18 protein-coding genes are annotated in these 19,341 nt (G+C 73.7%); 10 read left to right on the top strand and 8 right to left on the bottom strand.

Features of this window, described 5'->3' with window-relative positions; translation table 11 throughout:
* Window positions 1-108 precede the first annotated feature (108 nt).
* A complete protein-coding gene (locus ACFY9V_RS18275) occupies window positions 109-1,143 on the top strand; it encodes an ABC transporter substrate-binding protein (protein ID WP_391161913.1) in 1,035 nt (344 codons plus the stop codon).
* Between the two features lie 22 nt (window positions 1,144-1,165).
* Here ACFY9V_RS18275 and ACFY9V_RS18270 read toward each other — a convergent pair whose 3' ends face one another.
* The gene (locus ACFY9V_RS18270) at window positions 1,166-1,948 is read right to left on the bottom strand and encodes a helix-turn-helix transcriptional regulator (protein ID WP_355340924.1); all 783 of its coding nucleotides are present in this window, start codon (window positions 1,946-1,948) and stop codon (window positions 1,166-1,168) included.
* 150 nt (window positions 1,949-2,098) lie between these two features.
* On the opposite strand from ACFY9V_RS18270, the gene ACFY9V_RS18265 reads away from it, so the two are divergent.
* On the top strand, window positions 2,099-3,808 hold the full coding sequence (locus ACFY9V_RS18265; RefSeq protein WP_391161912.1) for an ABC transporter transmembrane domain-containing protein: 1,710 nt from the start codon (window positions 2,099-2,101) through the stop codon (window positions 3,806-3,808).
* Window positions 3,805-5,685, top strand: a complete 1,881-nt coding sequence (locus tag ACFY9V_RS18260; protein ID WP_391161910.1) for an ABC transporter transmembrane domain-containing protein — start codon at window positions 3,805-3,807, stop codon at window positions 5,683-5,685. The genes ACFY9V_RS18265 and ACFY9V_RS18260 overlap by 4 nt, the downstream gene beginning before the upstream one ends.
* A gap of 105 nt (window positions 5,686-5,790) precedes the next feature.
* Here ACFY9V_RS18260 and ACFY9V_RS18255 read toward each other — a convergent pair whose 3' ends face one another.
* Entirely contained in the window at window positions 5,791-6,465 is a 675-nt protein-coding gene (locus tag ACFY9V_RS18255) for a lytic transglycosylase domain-containing protein (RefSeq protein ID WP_391162219.1), read from the bottom strand.
* A 217-nt stretch (window positions 6,466-6,682) separates the two neighbouring features.
* Between ACFY9V_RS18255 and ACFY9V_RS18250 the strand changes: the two genes are divergently transcribed.
* Window positions 6,683-7,258, top strand: coding sequence for a TerD family protein (locus ACFY9V_RS18250; protein ID WP_391161909.1), 576 nt, complete (start codon window positions 6,683-6,685; stop codon window positions 7,256-7,258).
* A gap of 125 nt (window positions 7,259-7,383) precedes the next feature.
* On the top strand, window positions 7,384-7,626 hold the full coding sequence (locus ACFY9V_RS18245) for a hypothetical protein (protein WP_391161908.1): 243 nt from the start codon (window positions 7,384-7,386) through the stop codon (window positions 7,624-7,626).
* On the opposite strand, the gene mgtA is transcribed toward ACFY9V_RS18245, so the two are convergent.
* The 3 genes from mgtA to ACFY9V_RS18230 all read right to left on the bottom strand — a co-directional run bounded on the left by mgtA (window position 7,599) and on the right by ACFY9V_RS18230 (window position 11,469).
* Window positions 7,599-10,388 carry a magnesium-translocating P-type ATPase gene (mgtA, locus tag ACFY9V_RS18240; protein ID WP_391161907.1) on the bottom strand — a complete coding sequence of 930 codons (2,790 nt, stop codon included), beginning with the start codon at window positions 10,386-10,388 and terminating at the stop codon, window positions 7,599-7,601. The two genes, ACFY9V_RS18245 and mgtA, sit on opposite strands and share 28 nt — an antisense overlap.
* Entirely contained in the window at window positions 10,372-10,731 is a 360-nt protein-coding gene (locus tag ACFY9V_RS18235; RefSeq protein ID WP_391161906.1) for a metalloregulator ArsR/SmtB family transcription factor, read from the bottom strand. Before ACFY9V_RS18235 ends, mgtA begins: the two co-directional genes overlap by 17 nt.
* Window positions 10,732-10,908: 177 nt before the next feature.
* A complete protein-coding gene (locus tag ACFY9V_RS18230) occupies window positions 10,909-11,469 on the bottom strand; it encodes a cysteine hydrolase (protein WP_355340903.1) in 561 nt (186 codons plus the stop codon).
* 75 nt (window positions 11,470-11,544) lie between these two features.
* Here ACFY9V_RS18230 and ACFY9V_RS18225 point away from each other — a divergent pair, with 75 nt between their 5' ends.
* A complete protein-coding gene (locus ACFY9V_RS18225; protein WP_355340900.1) occupies window positions 11,545-11,991 on the top strand; it encodes a MarR family transcriptional regulator in 447 nt (148 codons plus the stop codon).
* A gap of 296 nt (window positions 11,992-12,287) precedes the next feature.
* Complete coding sequence (locus ACFY9V_RS18220; RefSeq protein ID WP_391162218.1) at window positions 12,288-13,673, top strand: MFS transporter; 1,386 nt, start codon at window positions 12,288-12,290, stop codon at window positions 13,671-13,673.
* Window positions 13,674-13,685: 12 nt separating this feature from the next.
* Here the strand turns inward: ACFY9V_RS18220 and ACFY9V_RS18215 are convergent, their stop codons facing one another.
* Complete coding sequence (locus ACFY9V_RS18215) at window positions 13,686-14,705, bottom strand: FUSC family protein (RefSeq protein ID WP_391161905.1); 1,020 nt, start codon at window positions 14,703-14,705, stop codon at window positions 13,686-13,688.
* A gap of 428 nt (window positions 14,706-15,133) precedes the next feature.
* On the opposite strand from ACFY9V_RS18215, the gene ACFY9V_RS18210 reads away from it, so the two are divergent.
* Window positions 15,134-16,012: a cyclase family protein gene (locus tag ACFY9V_RS18210; RefSeq protein ID WP_391161904.1), complete on the top strand. Its 879-nt coding sequence runs from the start codon at window positions 15,134-15,136 to the stop codon at window positions 16,010-16,012.
* Between the two features lie 38 nt (window positions 16,013-16,050).
* On the opposite strand, the gene ACFY9V_RS18205 is transcribed toward ACFY9V_RS18210, so the two are convergent.
* Window positions 16,051-16,425: a hypothetical protein gene (locus tag ACFY9V_RS18205; protein WP_391162216.1), complete on the bottom strand. Its 375-nt coding sequence runs from the start codon at window positions 16,423-16,425 to the stop codon at window positions 16,051-16,053.
* Window positions 16,426-16,472: 47 nt separating this feature from the next.
* Window positions 16,473-17,204 carry a helix-turn-helix domain-containing protein gene (locus ACFY9V_RS18200; RefSeq protein ID WP_391161903.1) on the bottom strand — a complete coding sequence of 244 codons (732 nt, stop codon included), beginning with the start codon at window positions 17,202-17,204 and terminating at the stop codon, window positions 16,473-16,475.
* A gap of 52 nt (window positions 17,205-17,256) precedes the next feature.
* Here ACFY9V_RS18200 and ACFY9V_RS18195 point away from each other — a divergent pair, with 52 nt between their 5' ends.
* Both ACFY9V_RS18195 and ACFY9V_RS18190 read left to right on the top strand, forming a co-directional pair.
* A complete protein-coding gene (locus tag ACFY9V_RS18195) occupies window positions 17,257-17,997 on the top strand; it encodes a DUF2249 domain-containing protein (RefSeq protein WP_391161902.1) in 741 nt (246 codons plus the stop codon).
* Between the two features lie 273 nt (window positions 17,998-18,270).
* Window positions 18,271-19,254, top strand: coding sequence for an ROK family protein (locus ACFY9V_RS18190; RefSeq protein ID WP_391044925.1), 984 nt, complete (start codon window positions 18,271-18,273; stop codon window positions 19,252-19,254).
* Window positions 19,255-19,341 lie beyond the last annotated feature (87 nt).

The raw sequence follows: 19,341 nt of genomic DNA, 5'->3' as shown, positions 1-19,341 counted from the left end.
CGGGTGACCTTCTGCCGACACCGACTGGCCGAGGCCAGAATCCACCCCGGAAAGCCGCGCTTAGGGTAACCAAAGTTAGGTAAACCTAAGTTCTGCTCGGAGGTCCTCATGTCGTCCCTGCCGCCCGGCCCCTCCTCGTCGCGCCTCGCGCGTCCGACCCGCCGCACCCTGCTCGGCGCGGGCGCGGCGGGCGCCGCGCTCCTCGGCCTCGCCGCCTGCGGATCTGGCGGATCCGGCTCCTCGGACAGCGCTTCGGCCGGAACCAAGGGCGGCGGCAAGAGCGGCGGAAAGGAGACCCGTACCGTCGACTCCGCCAAGGGCCCGCTAGAGATCCCGGACAGGCCCCAGCGCGTCGTCGCGATCAACGACTTCCCGATGTCCGCGATCTTCGACCTCGGCCTGACCCCCGCGGGCCTGTTCAACGCGGGGGAGGAGTACGTCCCGCAGCGCGACCTGGAGCGCTGGAGAAAGATCCCCAAGGTCTCCAACGGCGTCGGCGGCGCCATCGAGGTGGAGAAGGTCGCAGCCCTGCGCCCCGACCTGATCATCGGCATCGACGTCCAGGCCAACCTGCCGTACAGCCAGCTCAGCGAGCTCGCGCCGACCGTCCTGCTGCCCTTCTCCAAGTCCAAGGCACCCTGGCGGGACATGTCCGACCAGACGGCGGCGGTCCTCGGCGTACCGACCGCTCTCGACAAGCTCAAGGGCCGCTACACCCAGCGCGTCGCCGAGATCAAGCAGAAGCACGCGGACGTCCTCGGCCGCGTCCACTGGGATCTGCTCCAGGGCGGCTTCGACGAGGGCCAGTGGTGGCTGTACGGCGCGGGGTCGCCGATCGGCGGCATCCTCAAGGAGGCGGGCGCGCGGTTCGCCACCGCCACCCAGCGGCTGGCCGAACAGCAGCCCGTCTCCTACGAGTTGATCACCGCCAAGCTCTCCGACGCGGACGCGATCTTCTACTACACGACCAACGACGGGAAGCCCGCCAACCTCGGGCCCAAGCTCTTCGCCCAGAAGTCCTTCAAGCAGCTTGCCGCCGCCAAGGCCCACCACCTCTACGGCAGCGACTACTTCCTGCCCGGCGGCTACGAGGACGCGCTCGGCGTGCTCGACGACTTCGAGAAGGCGCTGACCTCGCTGTGACGGCGCTGCCGCGGGACCGGTCTCAGCGGGGCGAAGCGGAGAAGTACGCGCCCGGTGTGCGGCCGGTCTCCTGGCGGAAGGCCGCGATGAACGAACTGGGCGTGGAGTACCCGACCTGGAGCGCCACCGCCGCCAGCGGCCGGTTGCCCGCCATGTGCTCCAGCCCGGCGCGCAGCCGTGCCCTGGTGCGCCAGCGGCCGAACGACATCCCGGTCTCGGAGCTGAACAGCCGCGCGAGCGTACGGGCGCTGGCCCCGACCTCGCGCCCCCAGTCCTCCAGCGGCCGGTGGTCGGCGGGCAGCGCCAGCAGCGCCTCGGCCACCTTGCGGGCCCGGCCGTCCACCGGCATCGGGAGGTCGATCGTCGTCACCCCCACCGGCCGCAGCAGGTCGAACATCACCGCCTCCGCCCGCGCCCTCGGCTCCGGCTCCAGATCCGGGTCCGCCAGGTGCGTGATCAGCTCGCGCAGCAGCGGCCCCACCGCCACCACCGTCGGCTGCGACCACGCCAGCGGGCAGCTCTCGGGATGCACGTACACACTGCGCATCCGGGCGGTGCGGCTCGCGCTCGTCGTGTGCGGCACCCACGCCGGTATCCACAGCGCCAAGGTCGGCGGCAGCACCCACGAGTGCGCGCCGATGTCCACGGCCAGGACACCGGTCGGCGCCCACACGAGCTGGTGCACGTCGTGCTCGTGCTCGCCGAAGCGCTGGCCGCGCGCCATGTCGAAGTTCACGACGCGCAGCGCCTCGGCGCGGGCGGGCGGCGTCGAACCCTCGGCGACGGCATGGCTGTTCAGCGACATAAGTCAGCAGCGTAGCTCATTTACGACAGCCCGGACCGACCCGTAACCTCGCGGTGGCCGCCGCACGTACCACCGTCCGGCGGCCGTACGCACGACGCACCACCCACCGGCCAAGGTCCCCGCGGGCCTGGAAAGAGCGCACACCTCGCCATGCCCCAGACACCGCCCACCGCCGCCGTCACCCCCGCCGCCGACCCCGGCCCGCTGCGCGCCGCGGCGCTCCACGTACGCGGCAGCCTCACCGCCGCGGTGCTGCTGCGCAGCGGACATCTGGCCGGTGAGGCGCTGGTGCCGGTGGTGGTCGGCGTCGTCATCGACCGGGCGGTGGACGGCGGCTCCGGCCGGCAGCTGGCGGCCTGGCTCGCCGTGCTCGCCGCCGACTTCCTCGCGCTGTCACTGTGCTTCCGCTTCGGCTCCCGCGCCACCGTCGCCGCCGCCGAACGCTCCGCGCACGCCGTCCGCGTACGGCTCACCGACCGGATGCTCGCGCCGGAGGGGACGGCCGTACGGGACCGGATGCCCGGCGACCTGATGTCGGTCGCCGTCTCGGACGCGCAGAACGTCGGCAGATTCACCACGTCCGTCGTCCAGGCGATCGCGTGCGTGTTCGCGCTCGTCCTCGGCGCGGCCCTGCTGCTGCGCATGTCCGTCACGCTCGGCCTGCTGGTGCTGCTCGGCACGCCCGCCGTCCTCGTCGCGGTGCATCTGCTCGGCCGACCCCTGGAGCGCCGCGGCGCGGCGGAACAGGCCGCCGCCGCCCGCGCGTCGGGCACCGCGGTCGACTTCGTCGCGGGACTGCGGGTCCTCAAGGGCCTGCGCGCGGAGGGCCCCGCGTACGCCCGCTACGTCGAGGCCAACCGGACCAGCCTGCGCGCCACGATCTCCGCCGCCCGCTTCGAGGCGCTGATGGACGCCGCCGCCGTGCTGCTCGGCGGAGTCGTGGTCACCGCGGTCGCCCTGGTCGGCGGGCGGCTCGCCCTCCAGGGCCGGATCAGCCTCGGCGACCTCATCGCCTGCACCGGCCTGTGCCAGTTCCTGCTCGGGCCGACCCAGGGCCTCATCGCCGTCGGCCCCGACCTCGCCCGCGCCCGCGCCTCCGCCGGACGCGTCACGGCGGTGCTCGACACGGCGGGCGCGCCCGGCGCTCCCGCCGCGGCCAAGGACGCCCCGGTGGCCGACTCCCCGGCGGGCCCGCGTGGCGCGCTCGAACTGCGCGCCCTCACCTACGGGCGGCTGCGCAAAATCGAACTGAGCGTCGCGGCCGGGGAGCACGTGGGGCTGGTCGTGCCGGACCCGGCCGCCGTCGCCGACCTGATGGCGTGCCTGCGCGGACAGGCGGAGCCCGAGAGCGGCGCCGTCCTGCTGGACGGCACGGCGGCCACCGACCTCACCGGGGCCGCGATACGCGAACGCGTCCTCGTCGCACCGCACCACCCGTTCCTCTTCGACGGCACGATCCTCGACAACCTCGGCTCCGGGCCCGAGGGAACCCTTCCCCGGCCCGCCCCCGACGGCCTGCTGCCCGCCGCGGGGGACACCCGCGTCGGCGAGCGCGGCGCCTTCCTCTCCGGCGGCCAGCGCCAACGCGTCGCCCTCGCCAGGGCGTTGGCGGCCGACCCGCCGATCCTCGTGCTCGACGACCCGACCACCGCGATCGACTCGGTCACCGAGGCCAGGATCGCCCGCACGGTCACCGACGAGCGGGCGGGCCGTACGACACTGATCGTGACCACGTCCCCCGCGCTGCTCGCGGCCTGCGCGCGTACCGTCCTGATCACCGAAGGCGCGGTGGTGGCCAGCGCGCGGCACGCCGACCTCACGGCGGCCGAACCGGCCTACCGGGCGGCGGTGTTCGCATGAGCGCGCAGACCGAGCGGACCGGGGAAGCGACCACCGTCGCCGACCTGCTGCCCGTCGCGACCCCGGCGCGAACCGGCCGCGCGGTGCTCGAACTCGTCCGCCCGCAAAGGGCGTTCGCCCTCCTGACCGCCGCGGTCTTCGTCGCCGAGGCACTGGTCGGCCTGGTCGGGCCGCTGGCGCTCGGCCGGATCGTGGACGTGGTGCAGCAGCGGCGCGGCGAGGGACCGGTCTACGTGGCCGCGGGCGTGCTGCTGGCCGCGGTGCTGGCCCAGGCCGTACTGACCGCGATGGGACTGCGGCTGACCGCGCGGGTCGGCGAGACCGCCCTGGCCCGGCTGCGCGAACGCGTCATCGAGAGCGCCTTCGCCCTGCCCGCGCAGCGCGTCGAACAGGTCGGCGCGGGCGACCTCGCCGCGCGGATCGGCGACGACGCCTCCCTGGTGGCGGGCGCGCTGCGCGGCGTGCTGCCCAGTGTCGCGGGCGCCGCGCTGACCATCGGCTTCACCGTCATCGGACTGACCGCCCTCGACTGGCGGTTCGCCCTGGCGGGGCTGTGCGCCATGCCGATCCAGACAGCCACCATGCGCTGGTACTTGCGCCACTCGGGTCCCCTCTACGCGGCCCAGCGCGTCGCGGGCGGCGAGCGGACCCGGCAGATCCTCGAATCGGTGTCGGGCGTCGAGACCGTACGGGCCTTCCGGCTCACCGAACGGCACACCAAGCGCGTCGCGGACCGCTCGGCCGCCGCGATGGGCTATGCCCTGCGCGCGGTCACCCTGCGCTCGCGCTTCTACGGCCGCCTCAACGCGGCCGAGTTCACCGGCCTCGGGCTGATCCTGTGCACCGGCTACTGGCTGGTGCACACCGGCCACGCGGGCGTCGGCGAGGCCACCGCCGCCGCGCTGCTGTTCGTCCGGCTCTTCGACCCCGTCAATGTGCTGCTGGGGCTCGCGGCGACCGCGCAGGAGGCGGCGGCGGGACTCGCCCGGCTGGTCGGAGCGGCCGACCTCGCACCGGAGTCCGCCGCCGTGCCGGGCTGGACGCCCGTGCCCGCGCCGCGGGAGTCCGCCGCCGAGCCGGGCGGGACGGCCGTACCCGCGCCGCGGGAGTCCGCTGCCGACCCCGCACATGGCCCGGCGTATCTCCTCGACGCGCGGGACATCCACCACGCCTACCTGCCGGGACGGCCCGTGCTGCACGGCGTCTCGCTGCGGCTGGCCCCCGGCGAGCAGGTGACGCTGGTCGGCACGACCGGCGCGGGCAAGAGCACCCTGGCGAGGATCGTCGCGGGCGTCCATCCGCCGACGTCGGGTCACGTGTCGGTCCGGGCCACCGGGCGGGCGGGGCGGCCCGCCGTGCTGCTGCTCGACCAGGACACCCACGTCTTCGCCGGTACGGTCGCCGACAATCTGCTGCTGGCCCGGCCGGACGCGGACGAGGCGGCGCTGACAGCGGCTCTCGACGTGGCGGGCGCCCTGGCGTGGGTCCGCGCGCTGCCCCGGGGGACGGCGACACTGGTCGGGTCGGGCGGCATGGCGCTCACCGCCGTGCAGTCCCAGCAACTGGCGCTGGCCCGGCTGGCGTTGGCCGATCCGCCGATCGCCGTGCTGGACGAGTCGGCGGCCGAGGCGGGCAGCGAGGGTGCCCGCACGCTGGAGGCCGCCGCGCGCGAAGTGCTCGCCGGACGCACGGCGTTGGTGGTGGCGCACCGGCTCACGCAGGCCGCCACCGCGGACCGGGTCGTGGTGATGGACGACGGCCGCGTCGTCGAGGAGGGCCCGCACGACGAACTGGTCGCCGCGGGCGGCCGGTACGCCGAGCTGTGGTCGGCCTGGTCGTCGCGGGCGACCGCGCCCGCCACGCCTCCGGTGTCCTGAGCCGCGACACCCGGAGTCCGGCACAAGGCATGAGGCATCAGCCATCAGCCATCAGCCATCAGCCATCAGGCATGAGGCATCGGGCACTCGGCGTCCGCCGCGCGGTCAGCCGGAGCCGCGCACGTCCCGTCCCGCGGCGGCCCAGTTCGAGGTCAACTGGTCGAGATAGGACTGGGCTTGTGACCCGGGGGTGACGCCTCGGGCGAAGGCCAGCATGTTGCCCGCGCCGGTGTTGTAACCGAGCGCGATCAGCTGATTCACCGTCAGGGACGTGGAGCGGTGGGCGGGGAGCTGGGCGGCCAGGTCGTGCAGATACCAGGCCGCCGACTCGATGGCCAAGCCGGTGTCGTCGGGCAGCTCGTCCCAGTCGCGGCCGGCGAAGTCGCGGCCCCGTCTGGTCTCGTCGAAGGTGGCCTTGTGCATGTTCGCGATGCCGAAGGCGGCGTCCGGCTTGAGCTTCTGCCAGGCCCGTTGGAAGGCCGGGTCGTGCGGCTTGTAGTCCTCGTTGTAGAGGATCGCCATCAGCACCTGCGGGTCGACCCCGGCGCGGGCCGCGTACCGCTTGACCTGCGGCGCGTACCGCCCGAGACCGTCGCTCGCGGAGGCCGAGGGTTCGGCGGACGCGCTCGGCGCGCTGCTGCTCGGCCGGGCGGAGCCGCCGGCCGCCGACCGGTCGGCGGCGTCGGGACTGTGCCCACGGCCGCCCGCGGCCCATCCGGCGACCACCAGGGTCGCCAGGACGACCCAGGGCCACCGCTTCCGGGGCTTGTCCACCGCCACTGTCCCGCCGCCTTCCGTCACCGCACGGTGCCACCGTACGGACTCGCCCCGCGACACGCGCGTCCGCCGCGTCGCGAGGGGGTACCGACCTCCGCCGCAGGTCCGGGCCTGGACCTGTGAGCACTTCAAAGATTGCGCAATCAAGGAACCGCGTCGCGCGGATCCTCGTTCTTCTCAGTAGAGGACGCGAAAACAAGCGGGAAGGTGGAGAGGGCTCGTGGGTGTGACTCTGTCCAAGGGCGGCAATGTCTCTCTGAGCAAGGAAGCCCCCGGACTGACGGCCGTCACGGTCGGCCTGGGGTGGGACGTACGGACCACGACGGGTTCCGACTACGACCTGGACGCGTCCGCGCTGCTGTGCGACGCGGGCGGGAAGGTGCTGAGCGACCGGCACTTCGTGTTCTTCAACAACCTCGGCAGCCCTGACGGCTCCGTGGTGCACAGCGGCGACAATCTGACCGGCGGCGGCGACGGCGACGACGAGCAGATCAAGGTCAGCCTCGCCACCGTGCCCCCGCAGGTCGACAAGGTCGTCTTCCCCGTGTCGATCTACGAGGCCGAGAAGCGCGGCCAGAGCTTCGGCCAGGTGCGCAACGCGTTCATCCGTATCGTCAATCAGGCCGACGGGCGCGAGCTCGCCCGCTACGACCTGACCGAGGACGCCTCCACCGAGACGGCGATGGTCTTCGGCGAGCTGTACCGCAACGGCGCGGAGTGGAAGTTCCGCGCCATCGGCCAGGGGTACGCCTCGGGCCTGGCGGGCATCGCCACCGACTTCGGCGTCAACGTCTGAGGTCCACCGAGCCGGGGCCGCCCCTTCCACCCCCCCTGGGGGCGGTCCCACCCCCCGTCGCCTGAATCCCGCCACATCCGCACCCGCGACAGTTCCCCAATTGCGTAATCGATAAAGTGTCGCGCATGGAGAGAGCAGGGAACGGCGCCGACGGCTGGGAAGCCGCGGTCCTTGACGGCGGTCCGGCGGGCGGCGTGCGGATACGGGTGGCCGGACGGCCGCGAGTGGTGCAGGTGAGCTGTCCGTGCCCCCTCGACGACGAAGCGGGCACGACGGGAGTACGGGTGGACGCGCTGCACATCTATCGACGCACGTCCCGCGCCGGGGACACCCCGTTGCGCTACGGCTTCGACGCCGCCAGTCCCTGACGGGCGGCGGTCCGCGCCTCGTACCGCGTCTTCGCCATCACCAGCGCCGTCCCGTACGACATGAGGACCGCGGCGAGCAGCGCGTAATAGAAGAGCGGGAGCGCGGTGAAGCCGAGGGCGGGGGCGAGGGGGGAGAGGGGGACGAGGATGCCGATGGCCGCCAGCGCGCTGGTGGTCAGCCGGATCGGGCCGGGCGCGCGGCCCTCCGCGGCGGTGCGGCCGGTGCGCAGCAGCAGCATCACCAGGGCCTGCGTGAGCAGATTCTCGGTGAACCAGCCCGACTGGAAGGCCTCTTGGCTGGCGCTGGTGCCGAATCCCCTGATGGACAGGGCGAGGATGCCGAAGGTCGCCACGTCGGCGATGGCGTTGAGGATGCCGAAACCGGTGACGAAGCGCAGGATGGCGCGGGGTTCGAGGGCCGAGGGCCGCGCCATGTCGGCGGCCGGCGGCCGGTCGTAGGCGAAGGCGAGCTGCGCGCCGTCGAAGCAGAGATTCTGCACGAGGACCTGCATCGGCAGCATCGGCAGGAAGGGCAGCAGCAACCCGGCGGTGAGCATCGCGATGACGTTGCCCAGATTCGAGGACAGCGCGATCCGCAGATAGGTGGCGATGTTGCCGCTGCTGCGGCGCCCGGCGACGATCGCGTGGCAGATCGCGGTGAGGTCCTTCGCCGCGAGCACCACGTCGGCCGCCTCGCGCGCCACGGCGGTGGCGTCACGCGGGCTGATCCCCACGTCGGCGGCGTGCAGCGCGGGCAGGTCGTTGACACCGTCGCCGAGGAAACCGGTGACGTGGCCGCCCGCGCGCAGCGCCCGCACCACGCGGGCCTTGTGCGCGGGGGTGCAGCGGGCGAAGACCGTGGTGGTCTCGGCGAGTTCGGCCAGAGCGTCGTCGTCCAGGCCGTCGATCGTGTCGCCGGTGACCACCCGGCCGGGGTCGAGTCCGATCTCGTCGCAGGCCCGCGCGGCGGTGCCCGGATGGTCGCCGGTGAGCACCTTCACGGTGACACCGCGCCCGCTGAGCGCCGTCAGGGCGTCGGCCGCCGTGTCCGCCGCCGCGTCCCGCAGCCCGACGACGCCCAGGAACGTCAGCCCGTACTCGTCCGACGCCGTGACGGACGAGGCGCCGGACTTCGCGGGCCGCTCCGCCGCGGCCACGGCGAGCACCCGCAGACCTCCCTCGGCCCGCTGCGCGCACATGGACAGCAGCCGCGCGCGGGCCTCGTCGTCCAGGTCGGTGTCCCGGCCGTCCACGCGCTGCCGCACGCACCGGGCGATCACCGCCTCCGCCGCGCCCTTCACGACCAGCGCGTGCGTGCCGGGACTGCCCGGTGTCCGAAGCACCACCGTGGCCAGGCGGCGTACGGGATCGAAGGGGAGCGCCGCCACCGCGTCGTGGTCGAGGTCGTCGCCGCGCTCCTCCGCCGCGTCCAGCAGCGCCTCGTCGAGCGCGTCGGGCGAGGGCAGCTCGGCGAGTTGGAGGGTCCACAGACTGTTGACGGCCGCCCAGTGCAGGACGTCGGGACTGTCGTGCCCCTCGCCGTCGACATGGCAGGCGACGACGGGCCGGTCCTGGGTCAGGGTGCCCGTCTTGTCCGTGCACAGGACGTCCATCGCGCCCAGGTCGTGCAGCGCGGGCAGCCGCTTGACGATCACGTCGCTGCCACGGGCGAGCAGGGACGCCCCCCTGGCCAGCGTCGTGGTCACCACGACCGGCAGCATCTCCGGCGTCAGGCCGACCGCCACCGCGACCGCGAACGGCAGCGTCTCCAGACCGCGCCCGCGCAGACCCGCGTCGGCCATGAGCACCAGCGGCGGCGTCAGCAGCATGAACCGGATGAGCGACCAGGAGATGCCGTGCACGGAACGGTCGAAGGCGCTCTCCCGCCGCCGCGTCGACATACCGCGAAAGCCCCGCGCGAACCGGGTGTGCTCGCCGGTCGCCATCACGACCCCCGTCGCGCTGCCCGAGGCGACGCTGCTGCCCTGGAGGCACAGGTGCGGCGCCTCCTGCGCGGACGACGAACCGTGCCGGTGCCGGCGGTCGCCGGTCGCCCCGTCCCCCGGCTCCTGGTCGGAGGCGGGCGACGCGTCGCCCGTCGGGGCGGGACTCTCCACCGGATACTTGGCGACGGGCGCGGACTCCCCGGTCAGCGCGGCCTGGTGCACGGTGAGCCCGGTGGCGCGCAGCAGCCGCAGATCGGCCGGGACCAGATCCCCCGGGCCGAGCAGGACGACATCCCCGGGCACCAGTTGGTCGACGGGGATCTCGCGGGTCTCCGGCGCGCTGTTCGCGTCCGCTCGACGGCGTACGGTCGCGGTCGCGGCGACCAGTTCCCGCAGCGCCGACGCCGACTGGTCGGCGCGGTACTCGCCGCTGGAGCGCAGCACACAGCTGACCGTGACCAGCGCCATGATCACGCACGCGGTGTTCCAGGCGGCGACGGCGGCGGACACCAGGGCGAGGCAGAACAGCACGGTGGTGAAGGGATCGCGCAGGCTGCGCAGGAAGCGGCGCGGCCAGGAGACGGAGCGCAGCGCGGGAAGGACGTTCTCGCCGTACCGGGCGAGCCGGTCGTCGGCCTGCGACTCCAGCAGCCCGCGCGGACCGCTGCCGACCACGCGCAGGAACTCCAGCGTGGGCAGATCCGCCGTGTCGGGGGCGGTGAGGTGACCGGGCGGCGCGCCCTGCTCCAGGCCGTCGACCGGCTCGGGCGCCGCCCAGGCGGTGGGACGTGGTCCGCTGTCAGGCGCCCAGGTCACGGACGCGCCCAGGCGTTGTCGTGTACCCACCGCGTTCCGCGAGCTGCCGCAGCATCCACCGCACCATGGTCTCCACGTCCGGGTCGTCCACCAGGTACACCACGTGCCGTCCCTCACGGCGCGACCGCACCAGGCCGGCGAGCTTGAGCTTCGTCAGGTGCTGGCTGACCGCGGGCAGCGCGCCGCCGACCCGCTCGGCGAGCGCGGTCACATCGCTCTCGCCCTGCATCAGCGTCCACACCAGGTGCAGCCGCGCGGGCGAGGCCAGCAGGCCGAAGGCCGCGGCGGCCTGTGTCAGCACCTCAGCGGGCAACTCCTCGAAGTCGCCCCCGCCCCTCGCCACCACCGCTCTCCCTCCGGACCGCGCCTGCGCGCCGACCGCGCGAGCGCTCAGTCTAGAGCGTGTCCGCGAACGCCGGACCTCTCCCGTGACCTGCGCTTCACGGGCGCCGGACACCGACCCTCCGGCGCGGCCGGGCACCGGCGCGTGAGGCCGCGGGGTGGGGCAACAGCCGTCGGCTCAGAGGGACGTGACCCACTCGTCGGTGGTCATGACCTGGGCCTGCTTGGGGAAGACCTTCTCGATGAGGATGCGGTGGACGTCGGGCTCGTTGTCGGCGCAGGCGTCGGACAGGACGGTCAGGCGGTAGTCGAGGTCGGCCGCCTGGCGGATGGTGGACAGGACGACGCCGCTGGTGGACAGGCCGGTGAGGACGAGCGAGTCCGCACCGGCGCCGCGCAGCAGGACCTCCAGGTCGCTGCCGGTGAAGGCGCTGACCCGGCGCTTGACGGCCACCGGCTCGTCGGCGCGCGGGGCGAGCGCGTCGACCACCTGGGTGGCCGGGTTGTCCTGGGTGAAGGCGTCCCCTGCCTGGCTGAGGGCGCTGAAGGAGAGGTTCGAGGCGGCGGTCTCCGGATAGCCGGGCCGGAAGGCGACCCGTACGAAGATCACCGGAATCTCGGCGGCGCGGGCGGCCTCGACCGCGCGGGCCGCCGCGGCCACGACGGAGTCGTCGGCGATGCGCTGCACGATGCCGTTCTGGAAGTCCATGACCAGCAGGGCGGTACGGGATGCGGACATGAGGGGCGGGTCCTCTCGGCCGAAAGTAGACAGTCTTAACTGAACAGTGAGAATTAAACAGTGTAGGCTGACGATATGCAAAGTGAAGCGAAGCCGGTCGCTCCCGGCATGCTCCAGGCGTCTCTGGACGTCCGCGTGGTGGTGGGCAGACTGCGCCGCCGCATCCTCCAGGTGACGGACGGGGAGGATCTGACCCCGTCGCAGTCGTCCGTGCTCATGCGCGTCAGCCGGGGCGACGCCGTCACCGCCGCCGCGCTGGCCGACGCCGAGCACGTACGGCAGCAGTCCATGGCCGCGACGCTGTCCTCCCTCGAGCGGCTGGGACTGATCCACCGCACCCCCGACCCCGCCGACGGCCGCCGCCAGATCGTCGAGCTGACCCCGGCGGGCCGCGAGCGCGCGGAGGGCGCTCGGCAGGCGGGCGTGGAGTGGCTGGCGCGCGCCTTGGAGGAGCAGTACGACGACGCGGAGCGGCACACGATCAGTGAGGCGATGCGCCTGTTGGGCAGGCTGACGAACTGATGGCCGCGATACCGCAGGGACAGTCCGGGCAGTCGGGGCCGTCCGAGCCGTCTGAGCAGCCCGAGGCGTCCGCCGTGCCTGCCGGGCCTGCCGTACGAACGGAGCAGGCCGCCGTACGGCCGGAATGGATCGCCGCGTCGGGTGCGCCAGCCGCCGTACAACCCGCCGTACAACCCGCCGCGCAGGACGCCGGACCGGCCGCTCCAGGCCGGCCCGAGCGGCCCCAGCGGTCCGAGCGGTCCGAACCCTCCTCCGCACCGGCCGAGGGCGCCTTCGACCGGCGGCTGCTCGCGCCGATGATGATCGGCTCGATCCTCAACCCCATCAACTCCTCCATCATCGCCGTCGCCCTGGCGCCGATCGGCGCCGCCCTAGGCGCCGACGCCGCCCGGACGGCCTGGCTCATCTCCGCGCTCTACCTGGCCACCTCCATCGGGCAACCGCTCGTCGGACGGCTGGTCGACACGTACGGCCCCAAGCGGCTGTTCCTCGCCGGGGCCGCGCTGACCGGCGTCGCCGGGGTGATCGGCACCCTCGCCCCGAACCTCACCGTCCTCGTCGCCGCCCGCGTCGTCCTCGGCTTCGGCACCTGCGCCGGTTATCCGGCCGCCATGTACCTGATCCGCAGCGAGGCCGAACGCACCGGGATGAAGAGCCCCGCGGGCGTGCTCACCACGCTCGCCGTGACCGGCCAGACCGTCGCCGTCATCGGCCCGACCCTCGGCGGCCTGCTCATCGGCCTCGGCGGCTGGCGGAGCACCTTCGCCATCAACATCCCGCTCGCGATCGCCTGTCTCGTCCTCGGTTGGATCCACCTGCCGGGCAGGACCGCGATCGCGCCGTCGGGCGCCACCGACGGCGCCCCGTTCCCCGACGGCGGGCCGCGCCCGCGCAACCGCCTCGACTGGGCGGGCGTCCTGCTCTTCGCCGCCACCCTCGTATCGCTGCTGCTGTTCCTCATGGACGCCCGCACCGACCGGGCCTGGCTCATCGCGCTCACCCTGCTCGCGGGCACCGGATTCGCCCTGCGCGAGCGGCGCGCCGCCGACCCGTTCATCGACGTCGGCGTCTTGGCGGGCAACATCCCGCTGCTGGCGACCTACGCCCGCACCTTCGTCGCGTACACCGTCTCGTACTCCTTCATCTACGGTTTCACGCAGTGGCTGGAGGACGGCAGGGGGCTGAGCGCCTCCGCGGCCGGGCTGCTCCTGCTGCCCACCTTCGCGGTCGGCATCGTCGTGTCCACCCTCACCGGGCGCAAGGCCGTCGTGCGCGGCAAGCTGGTCGTCGGCGCCGTGGCCCAACTCGTCGCCTGCGCCATGCTGTTGGCCGTGGGCGACCACGCCGCGGTGTGGCTGCTGGTCGCGGTCGCCGTCGTCCTCGGACTGCCGCAGGGCCTGGTCAGCCTCGCCAACCAGAACGCGCTCTACTTCCAGGCCGACCCCGCGCGCATGGGCGCGTCGTCCGGGCTGCTGCGGACGTTCATGTATCTGGGCGCCATGGTCGCCTCCTCCGCGACCGGCGCCTTCTTCGGCCGCCGCGCGACCACCTCGGGACTGCACGGTCTCGCCCTGTTCATGCTCGCCGCCGCGGCCGTCTTCCTCGTCCTCACCCTCGTCGACCGCTCGCTCGGCCGGATCGCCGCGCCGCAGGAGACGAAGCAGGTCGCGCCCGCGCGGTGAGGGGCACGGCGCTCAGCCGCGTCCCGTCCCCCCCAGCAGGCGCGACACCGCCGGCAGCCGCAGAATCCTCGGCAGGAGCAGGCCGAAGAGATACGCGAGGGCCACGCCCGCGATCGTGGCCCACAGGCGCTCGTCGGCCCGGGCACGGGCCTGGTCGGGCTCCGCGTGCAGCAGCAGGAGCAGCACGAGGACCGTCGAGTACGCGGGGGTCAGATACCAGCGGCTGCCCTGGGTCGCCGCGGCGAGCGCGAGCGTGGCCGCGGCGGTCACCGCGTACGCCCAGTCCGGCGCGTCGTTACGGAGCAGCAGGAGCGCGACCGCGCCACCGGCCAGCACCGACAGCACCCGGCCGAAGGACCGCAGCCGTTGCATCTGGGGTCGCGGACGCATGACCATCAGCGCGGCCACCACCGGCCAGCCCGGATGCGTCGGCGCCAGCGCCAGACCGCAGCCCGCCGCGGCGGCCCCGGCCGCGCCGAGCCGCAGACCGTACATCCTGGCCTGCTCGGCGGAGTGCGGCGGGCCCGGCGGCCTGGGGGGCGGCGCTGTCGACGGCCACAGCAGCGACACCAGCCAGGCGTACGCGGAGCCCGCGACGATCAGCCCGGTGATGCCGAGCGCCTGGGACACGTCGTCGTAGCTCAGCCCTGCGCCCACCATGGGCAGGCTGAGCGCGAGCAGCACCATCCCTGCGGGGCGCCGTGCGGCGACGACGGCGGACGCGTATGCCAGCAGGAACACGCCGGGCACCGCGACCCACCGCACCTGCACCAGCAGCGACCCCAGCACCATCGGCAGGCCGGTGCACAGGCCGACCACGACGGTCATGAACCGGGCCCGCCGCCGGGCGGGCATGCGCATGACGGCGGCGGGGAGCACGCCCACCGCCAGCGCCATGCCCGCGCCCGGATCGTGCAGCGCCACCGCGGCGCCCGGCAGCGCGTACAGCAGACCGCGCGCGAAGCCGGGCCACGCCCAGGCGACCCGCGGCGGCGACCCGGCGGCCGGTGTCGCGGTGTCCTCCCCGGTCACGACCGGTGTACGTCCGCTGGCACGGAGCGGGCGGGCGACGGGTGCAGGGACCGCATGTGCGCAAACCTCCGGTACGGAGCCCCCGCCCGGCGCGGCGCCCTGAACTTCCCACCCTTCGCCGTAACGCCGGGCCGCGCACGTCACGGCACGCATCGGGGTGACGGTATGTCACGGGACCCGCCGCCCGTTCCCGCCGTCGGGCGGGTGCGCGGGCCGTGCGGAGGCGGGTGGCGTCCCGGCTGGAACGGCTGCGTCGAGCGTCACGATCCCCGCCGCTGCCACCCCGTCCGTCCGATCCCGGATGTGGCAGGTGTGAAAAGGGTGTCGACCGTATGCTGTTGGCCGCTGGTGGTGCGTCGGCCGGGGCGAACAAGGGCAGTTCGGCGCATCGCGCGGCTCCCGCACATCGCAAGAGGGGAAGCGCTCACGTGACCGATCCGACCGAGCAGGAACTTCCGGACAACTGGGGCCGCTGGGGTTCCGACGACGAATTCGGCACGCTCAATCTGATCACCGACGCCGTACGCGCACAGGCCGCCGCCGAGGTGCGGACCGGCCGGTGGGTGTCGTTGGCGCAGCCGATCACGCCGACCCCCATCGTCAGCAGCCCGTTCGCGCCGACGACGGTGGACGTCTCCCCGGTCCAGCAGATGATGTCCTACACCGGCGTTCCCGTGGCGGCCGATCTGACGCTGACGCAGAACCACCACGCGGGCTCGACCCACATCGACGCGCTGGCGCACTGGTCGACCGACGGTCAGGTCTACCCCGGACGTCCGAGGGACCAGGTCGTGACCGCCGCGGGCGTGACCTTCGCTTCGACGGGGGCCTTCGCCGCGGGCATCGTCACACGCGGGGTGCTGCTCGACCTGGCCGTGGACGGCCCGCTCGCGCCCGGTCACGCGGTGACCTCCCACGACCTGGAGGAGGCCGAGAAGCGGCAGAACGTCGAGGTGCGCTCGGGCGACGCCCTCGCGATCCGGCTCGGCTGGCCCGCCACGCCCGTCCCCGGCACACCGACACCGGGCATCAGCCTCGACGCGGTGCGCTGGATGCACCACCGCCAGGTCGCCGTCTACACCGGTGACCGGGGCGACGCCTTCCCACCGCTCGATCCGAACGGGCCGTCGCCGCTGCACGGCGTGGCACTCGGCCGGATGGCCATGCCCCTGATCGACGCCTCACAGCTCGACGATCTCGCCGCGCTGTGCGCGGAGTTGGGGCGCTACAGCTTCCTGCTCTCCGTCGCGCCGCCGCGTATCCACGGCATGACCGGCGTCCCGGTCAACCCGATCGCCCTCTTCTGATCGGCCGGTTCCGCACCGTGGGGACCGGCTCGCGGGCGTCAACCGGCCAGCAGCAGGGTGCCTGCCGTGATCAGGGCCGCGACCTTGGCGGCTTCCAGGCCGATGTAGGCGTAGTGGGCGTGGGAGCCTGGTGGGTCCTGCCCGGCCAGGACCGCGTTCGAACGGCGGGTCAGGCGGGGCCGTACCACGGCCAGTTGGAGGACGAGCAGAGCCACGGCGGCAGTCAGCGCGACCGTCGTGCGGGCGGAAAGGGGCCCGCTGGCCGCGACGGTCAGCAGAGTCACCGCGAAGACCCCTTCGACGGAGTTGAGCGCGCGGAACACCAGGCGGCCGATGCCGAGACCGATACGGACGGTGACGTCCGGGGCGCGGAACTTCAGCGGCGCCTCCAGGAAGGAGATGGCGAGGACCATCCCGAGCCAGGTGAACACCAGGGCCACCGAGGCCGCCGCCGACACGCTCAACGCCCCTTCCCTTCCACGGGGCGTGCCGCCCGGCCGAGGTGGACCACGCACAGGTCGGGTTCCACGAACGGCTCCAGCCGCTCGGCGGTCAGCGGCGCCTCCATCGCGGCCAACGCGCCCTGGATCAGGCCCAGATGGATCGGGCAGACGACCTTCGACCGCTCCTGCGCCAGGTCGAGGAAGGGGCAGTGCCGCAAGCCGATCCGGTCGACGCCGCCGCGCGGAGGGCGCTCCGGAGCGAAGCCGAGGTCGTCGAGCAGGCGGATGAGACCTTCGACCGCGCGCGCCTCGGTGACCGTCGTGCGCACCTCCGTGACCGTGCCCGACGGGGCCGCTGCGTCCGGTGCCTCGGCCAACTCCCCGCCCCAGGCGCGCCCGGCCGCGACCGCCGCCTGCGTGGGACGGGGCCTGTGCGACAGCTCCTCGACGAGGATCGACGCGAGCAGCCGGTAATTGCGCGGCCCCGTCCGGTCCATGCCAGGGCTGGCGCGGAACAGCAGCGGCGGCCTTCCGGGCCCGGTGCGCGCGGCCGTGACCTGCTCCGCCTGCCCGTGCCCCACCAATGTGTCGAGGTGGAACCGGGCCGTGTTCGGGTGCACTTCGAGGCGGCGGGCGATGTCGGCGATGCTCAGCGGCGCCGCCGATCGTCGGAGCAGGTCGAGGACGTCCCGCCGACGGCCGGCGGGCGCGTCGGTCACGGCGTCCGTGGGATCGGAGGGAGGCGTCATGCGCTAGAGTTTACACAATCGCCACTTGTAGAAATAGAGGGAGGCGCGGCCCGTGCCAGGACCCGAGCTCGACGTACGTCCGCTGCCCAAGCCCGGCAGGCACCCCGCCGTCTTCGCCGCGTACGACGCCCTCGCAGTAGGGGATTCGCTGGTCCTGGTCAACGACCACGACCCCCGCCACCTGCGCGAGGAGTTCGACACGGAGCACCCGGGCGGCCACGACTGGCAGTACGAGGACAAGGCGCCGGGGGAGTGGCGGATCCGCATCCGCAAACTCGCGTCGACCTCGCTGCCCCGCGTCCTGACCGGCGCGCGGCCACCGGACTCCCCGGTGGTCTCGGACTCCCCGGCGGTCTCGGACTCCCCGGTGGTCTCGGACTCCCCGGTGGTCTCGGACTCCGCGGTGGTTTCGGCGGCCCCGGCCTTCCCGGATTCCGCGGACGGTCCGGGCGCCCCGGCCGTCGCACCGCCGGGCGTGCCCGACGCCTCCGGCGCGGTGTGGAAACTGCGCATGCGTGAACGCGACTTGGACTCCAACATCATCCAACTCCCGCCGCACGCGGGCATCGCACCGCACCTCGGCCCCGACCTCGACGTGCTCGTCCACATCCTCGACGGCGACGGCCGCCTCACCACCGAACTCGACCAAGTCCTCCTCGTCCCCGGCGATTTGGTGTGGCTCCCGCGCCGCTCGCTGCGCGCGTTCACCGCGGGTCCGCACGGGCTGCGCTACCTGACCGTCCATCAGCGCCGCCAGGCCCTCGTGCTCGCGCCGCCGAGCCCCCGCGTCTGAGGGACCGCGTGTGAGCGGCCGCATGGCGCGCGGCCGGCGGTGATTCCCGCTGCCGACGAGTCTGCCCGGACCGGGCGGTGCGGAGGACACCGGGCACGGACCGGACCGCGACAGGAGGGCAGCGGGCACGGCATGGCGTGTCGTCGTCCATAAAACGCTGTAGTAGCATGCTGGTCCGAGATCGACTCCTTTGCGCTGACGCACGCCTAAATGGGGCCAGTTCCCACGGCCGGCCCGTCTCCCGTCTCTCTGCCGTGAACGGAGATCCACCCCATGGCCACTGATGCCGCGCAGCCGTCCTTGCTCCTGCCCGAGGTCGGAGGGCGACTGCTGGCCGCCCTGGACATCGGCGGGACGAAGATCGCCGGAGCGCTGGTGGACGCCGAGGGCCGCGTACGCCACCGGGCCCGGCGTCCGACGCCCGCGGGCGCCGACTCGGCGGTTCTCGGCGCCGTCCTCGAGGTGCTGGCCGAGCTGACCGAGCATCAGGACTGGCGCGCGGTCACGGCGTTGGGCATCGGCAGCGCGGGTCCTGTCGACATCGCGGCGGGCACGGTGAGCCCGGTGAACATCCCCGCCTGGCGCGGCTTCCCGATCGTCGAGCGCGTACGGGCGCACCCCGCCGTGGCGGGAAAGCCGGTGGTGCTGTGCGGCGACGCCGTGGCGATGACGGCGGCGGAGCACTGGATCGGCGCCGCGCGCGGATACCGGAACGCGCTGTGCATGGTGGTCTCGACCGGTGTTGGCGCCGGACTCATCCTTGACAACGCTGTCCGCAGCGGTCCGACCGGCAACGCCGGGCATCTGGGGCACATCACCGTCGACCTGCTCGGCGAGCCGTGCGTCTGCGGATCGCGGGGCTGCGTCGAGCAGTTGGCGAGCGGCACGTCCATCACGCGCCGCGCGCTGGAGCAGGGCTGGCGGCCCGAGGAGGGACCGGCCGACGCGGCGGCGGTGGCCGTCGGCGCCCGGCGGGGCCACCCGGTCGCGCTGGCGGCCTTCGACTCCGCCGCGCGGGCCCTGGCCGCGGGCATCGCGGCGGTCGCCACCCTGGTGGAGATCGAGGCGGCCGTCATCGGCGGGGGCGTCGCCGAGGCCGCCGACGTGCTGTTCCCGCCGCTGCGCCGCCACTTGGAGTCATACGCCGCGCTGCCGTTCGCGGCCGGGGTACTCGTGGAGCGGGCCGCGCTGCGGGGGGACGCCGGACTGGTCGGTGCGGCGGCCATCGCGGGAGCGGCCACGGCCGGAGCGCGCTGAGCCACGGGCCCGCGTCGCGGCGTACGGCCGGGGCGTGGGCCCGTCGACCGGCTCCGGTGCTGCTTGGGCCGCTGACCGTCGCCGACC

It is taken from the genome of Streptomyces sp. NPDC008317 (genome assembly GCF_042955955.1).
GTDB lineage: Bacteria > Actinomycetota > Actinomycetes > Streptomycetales > Streptomycetaceae > Actinacidiphila.
This window is presented reverse-complemented; position numbering and strand designations above follow the sequence as displayed.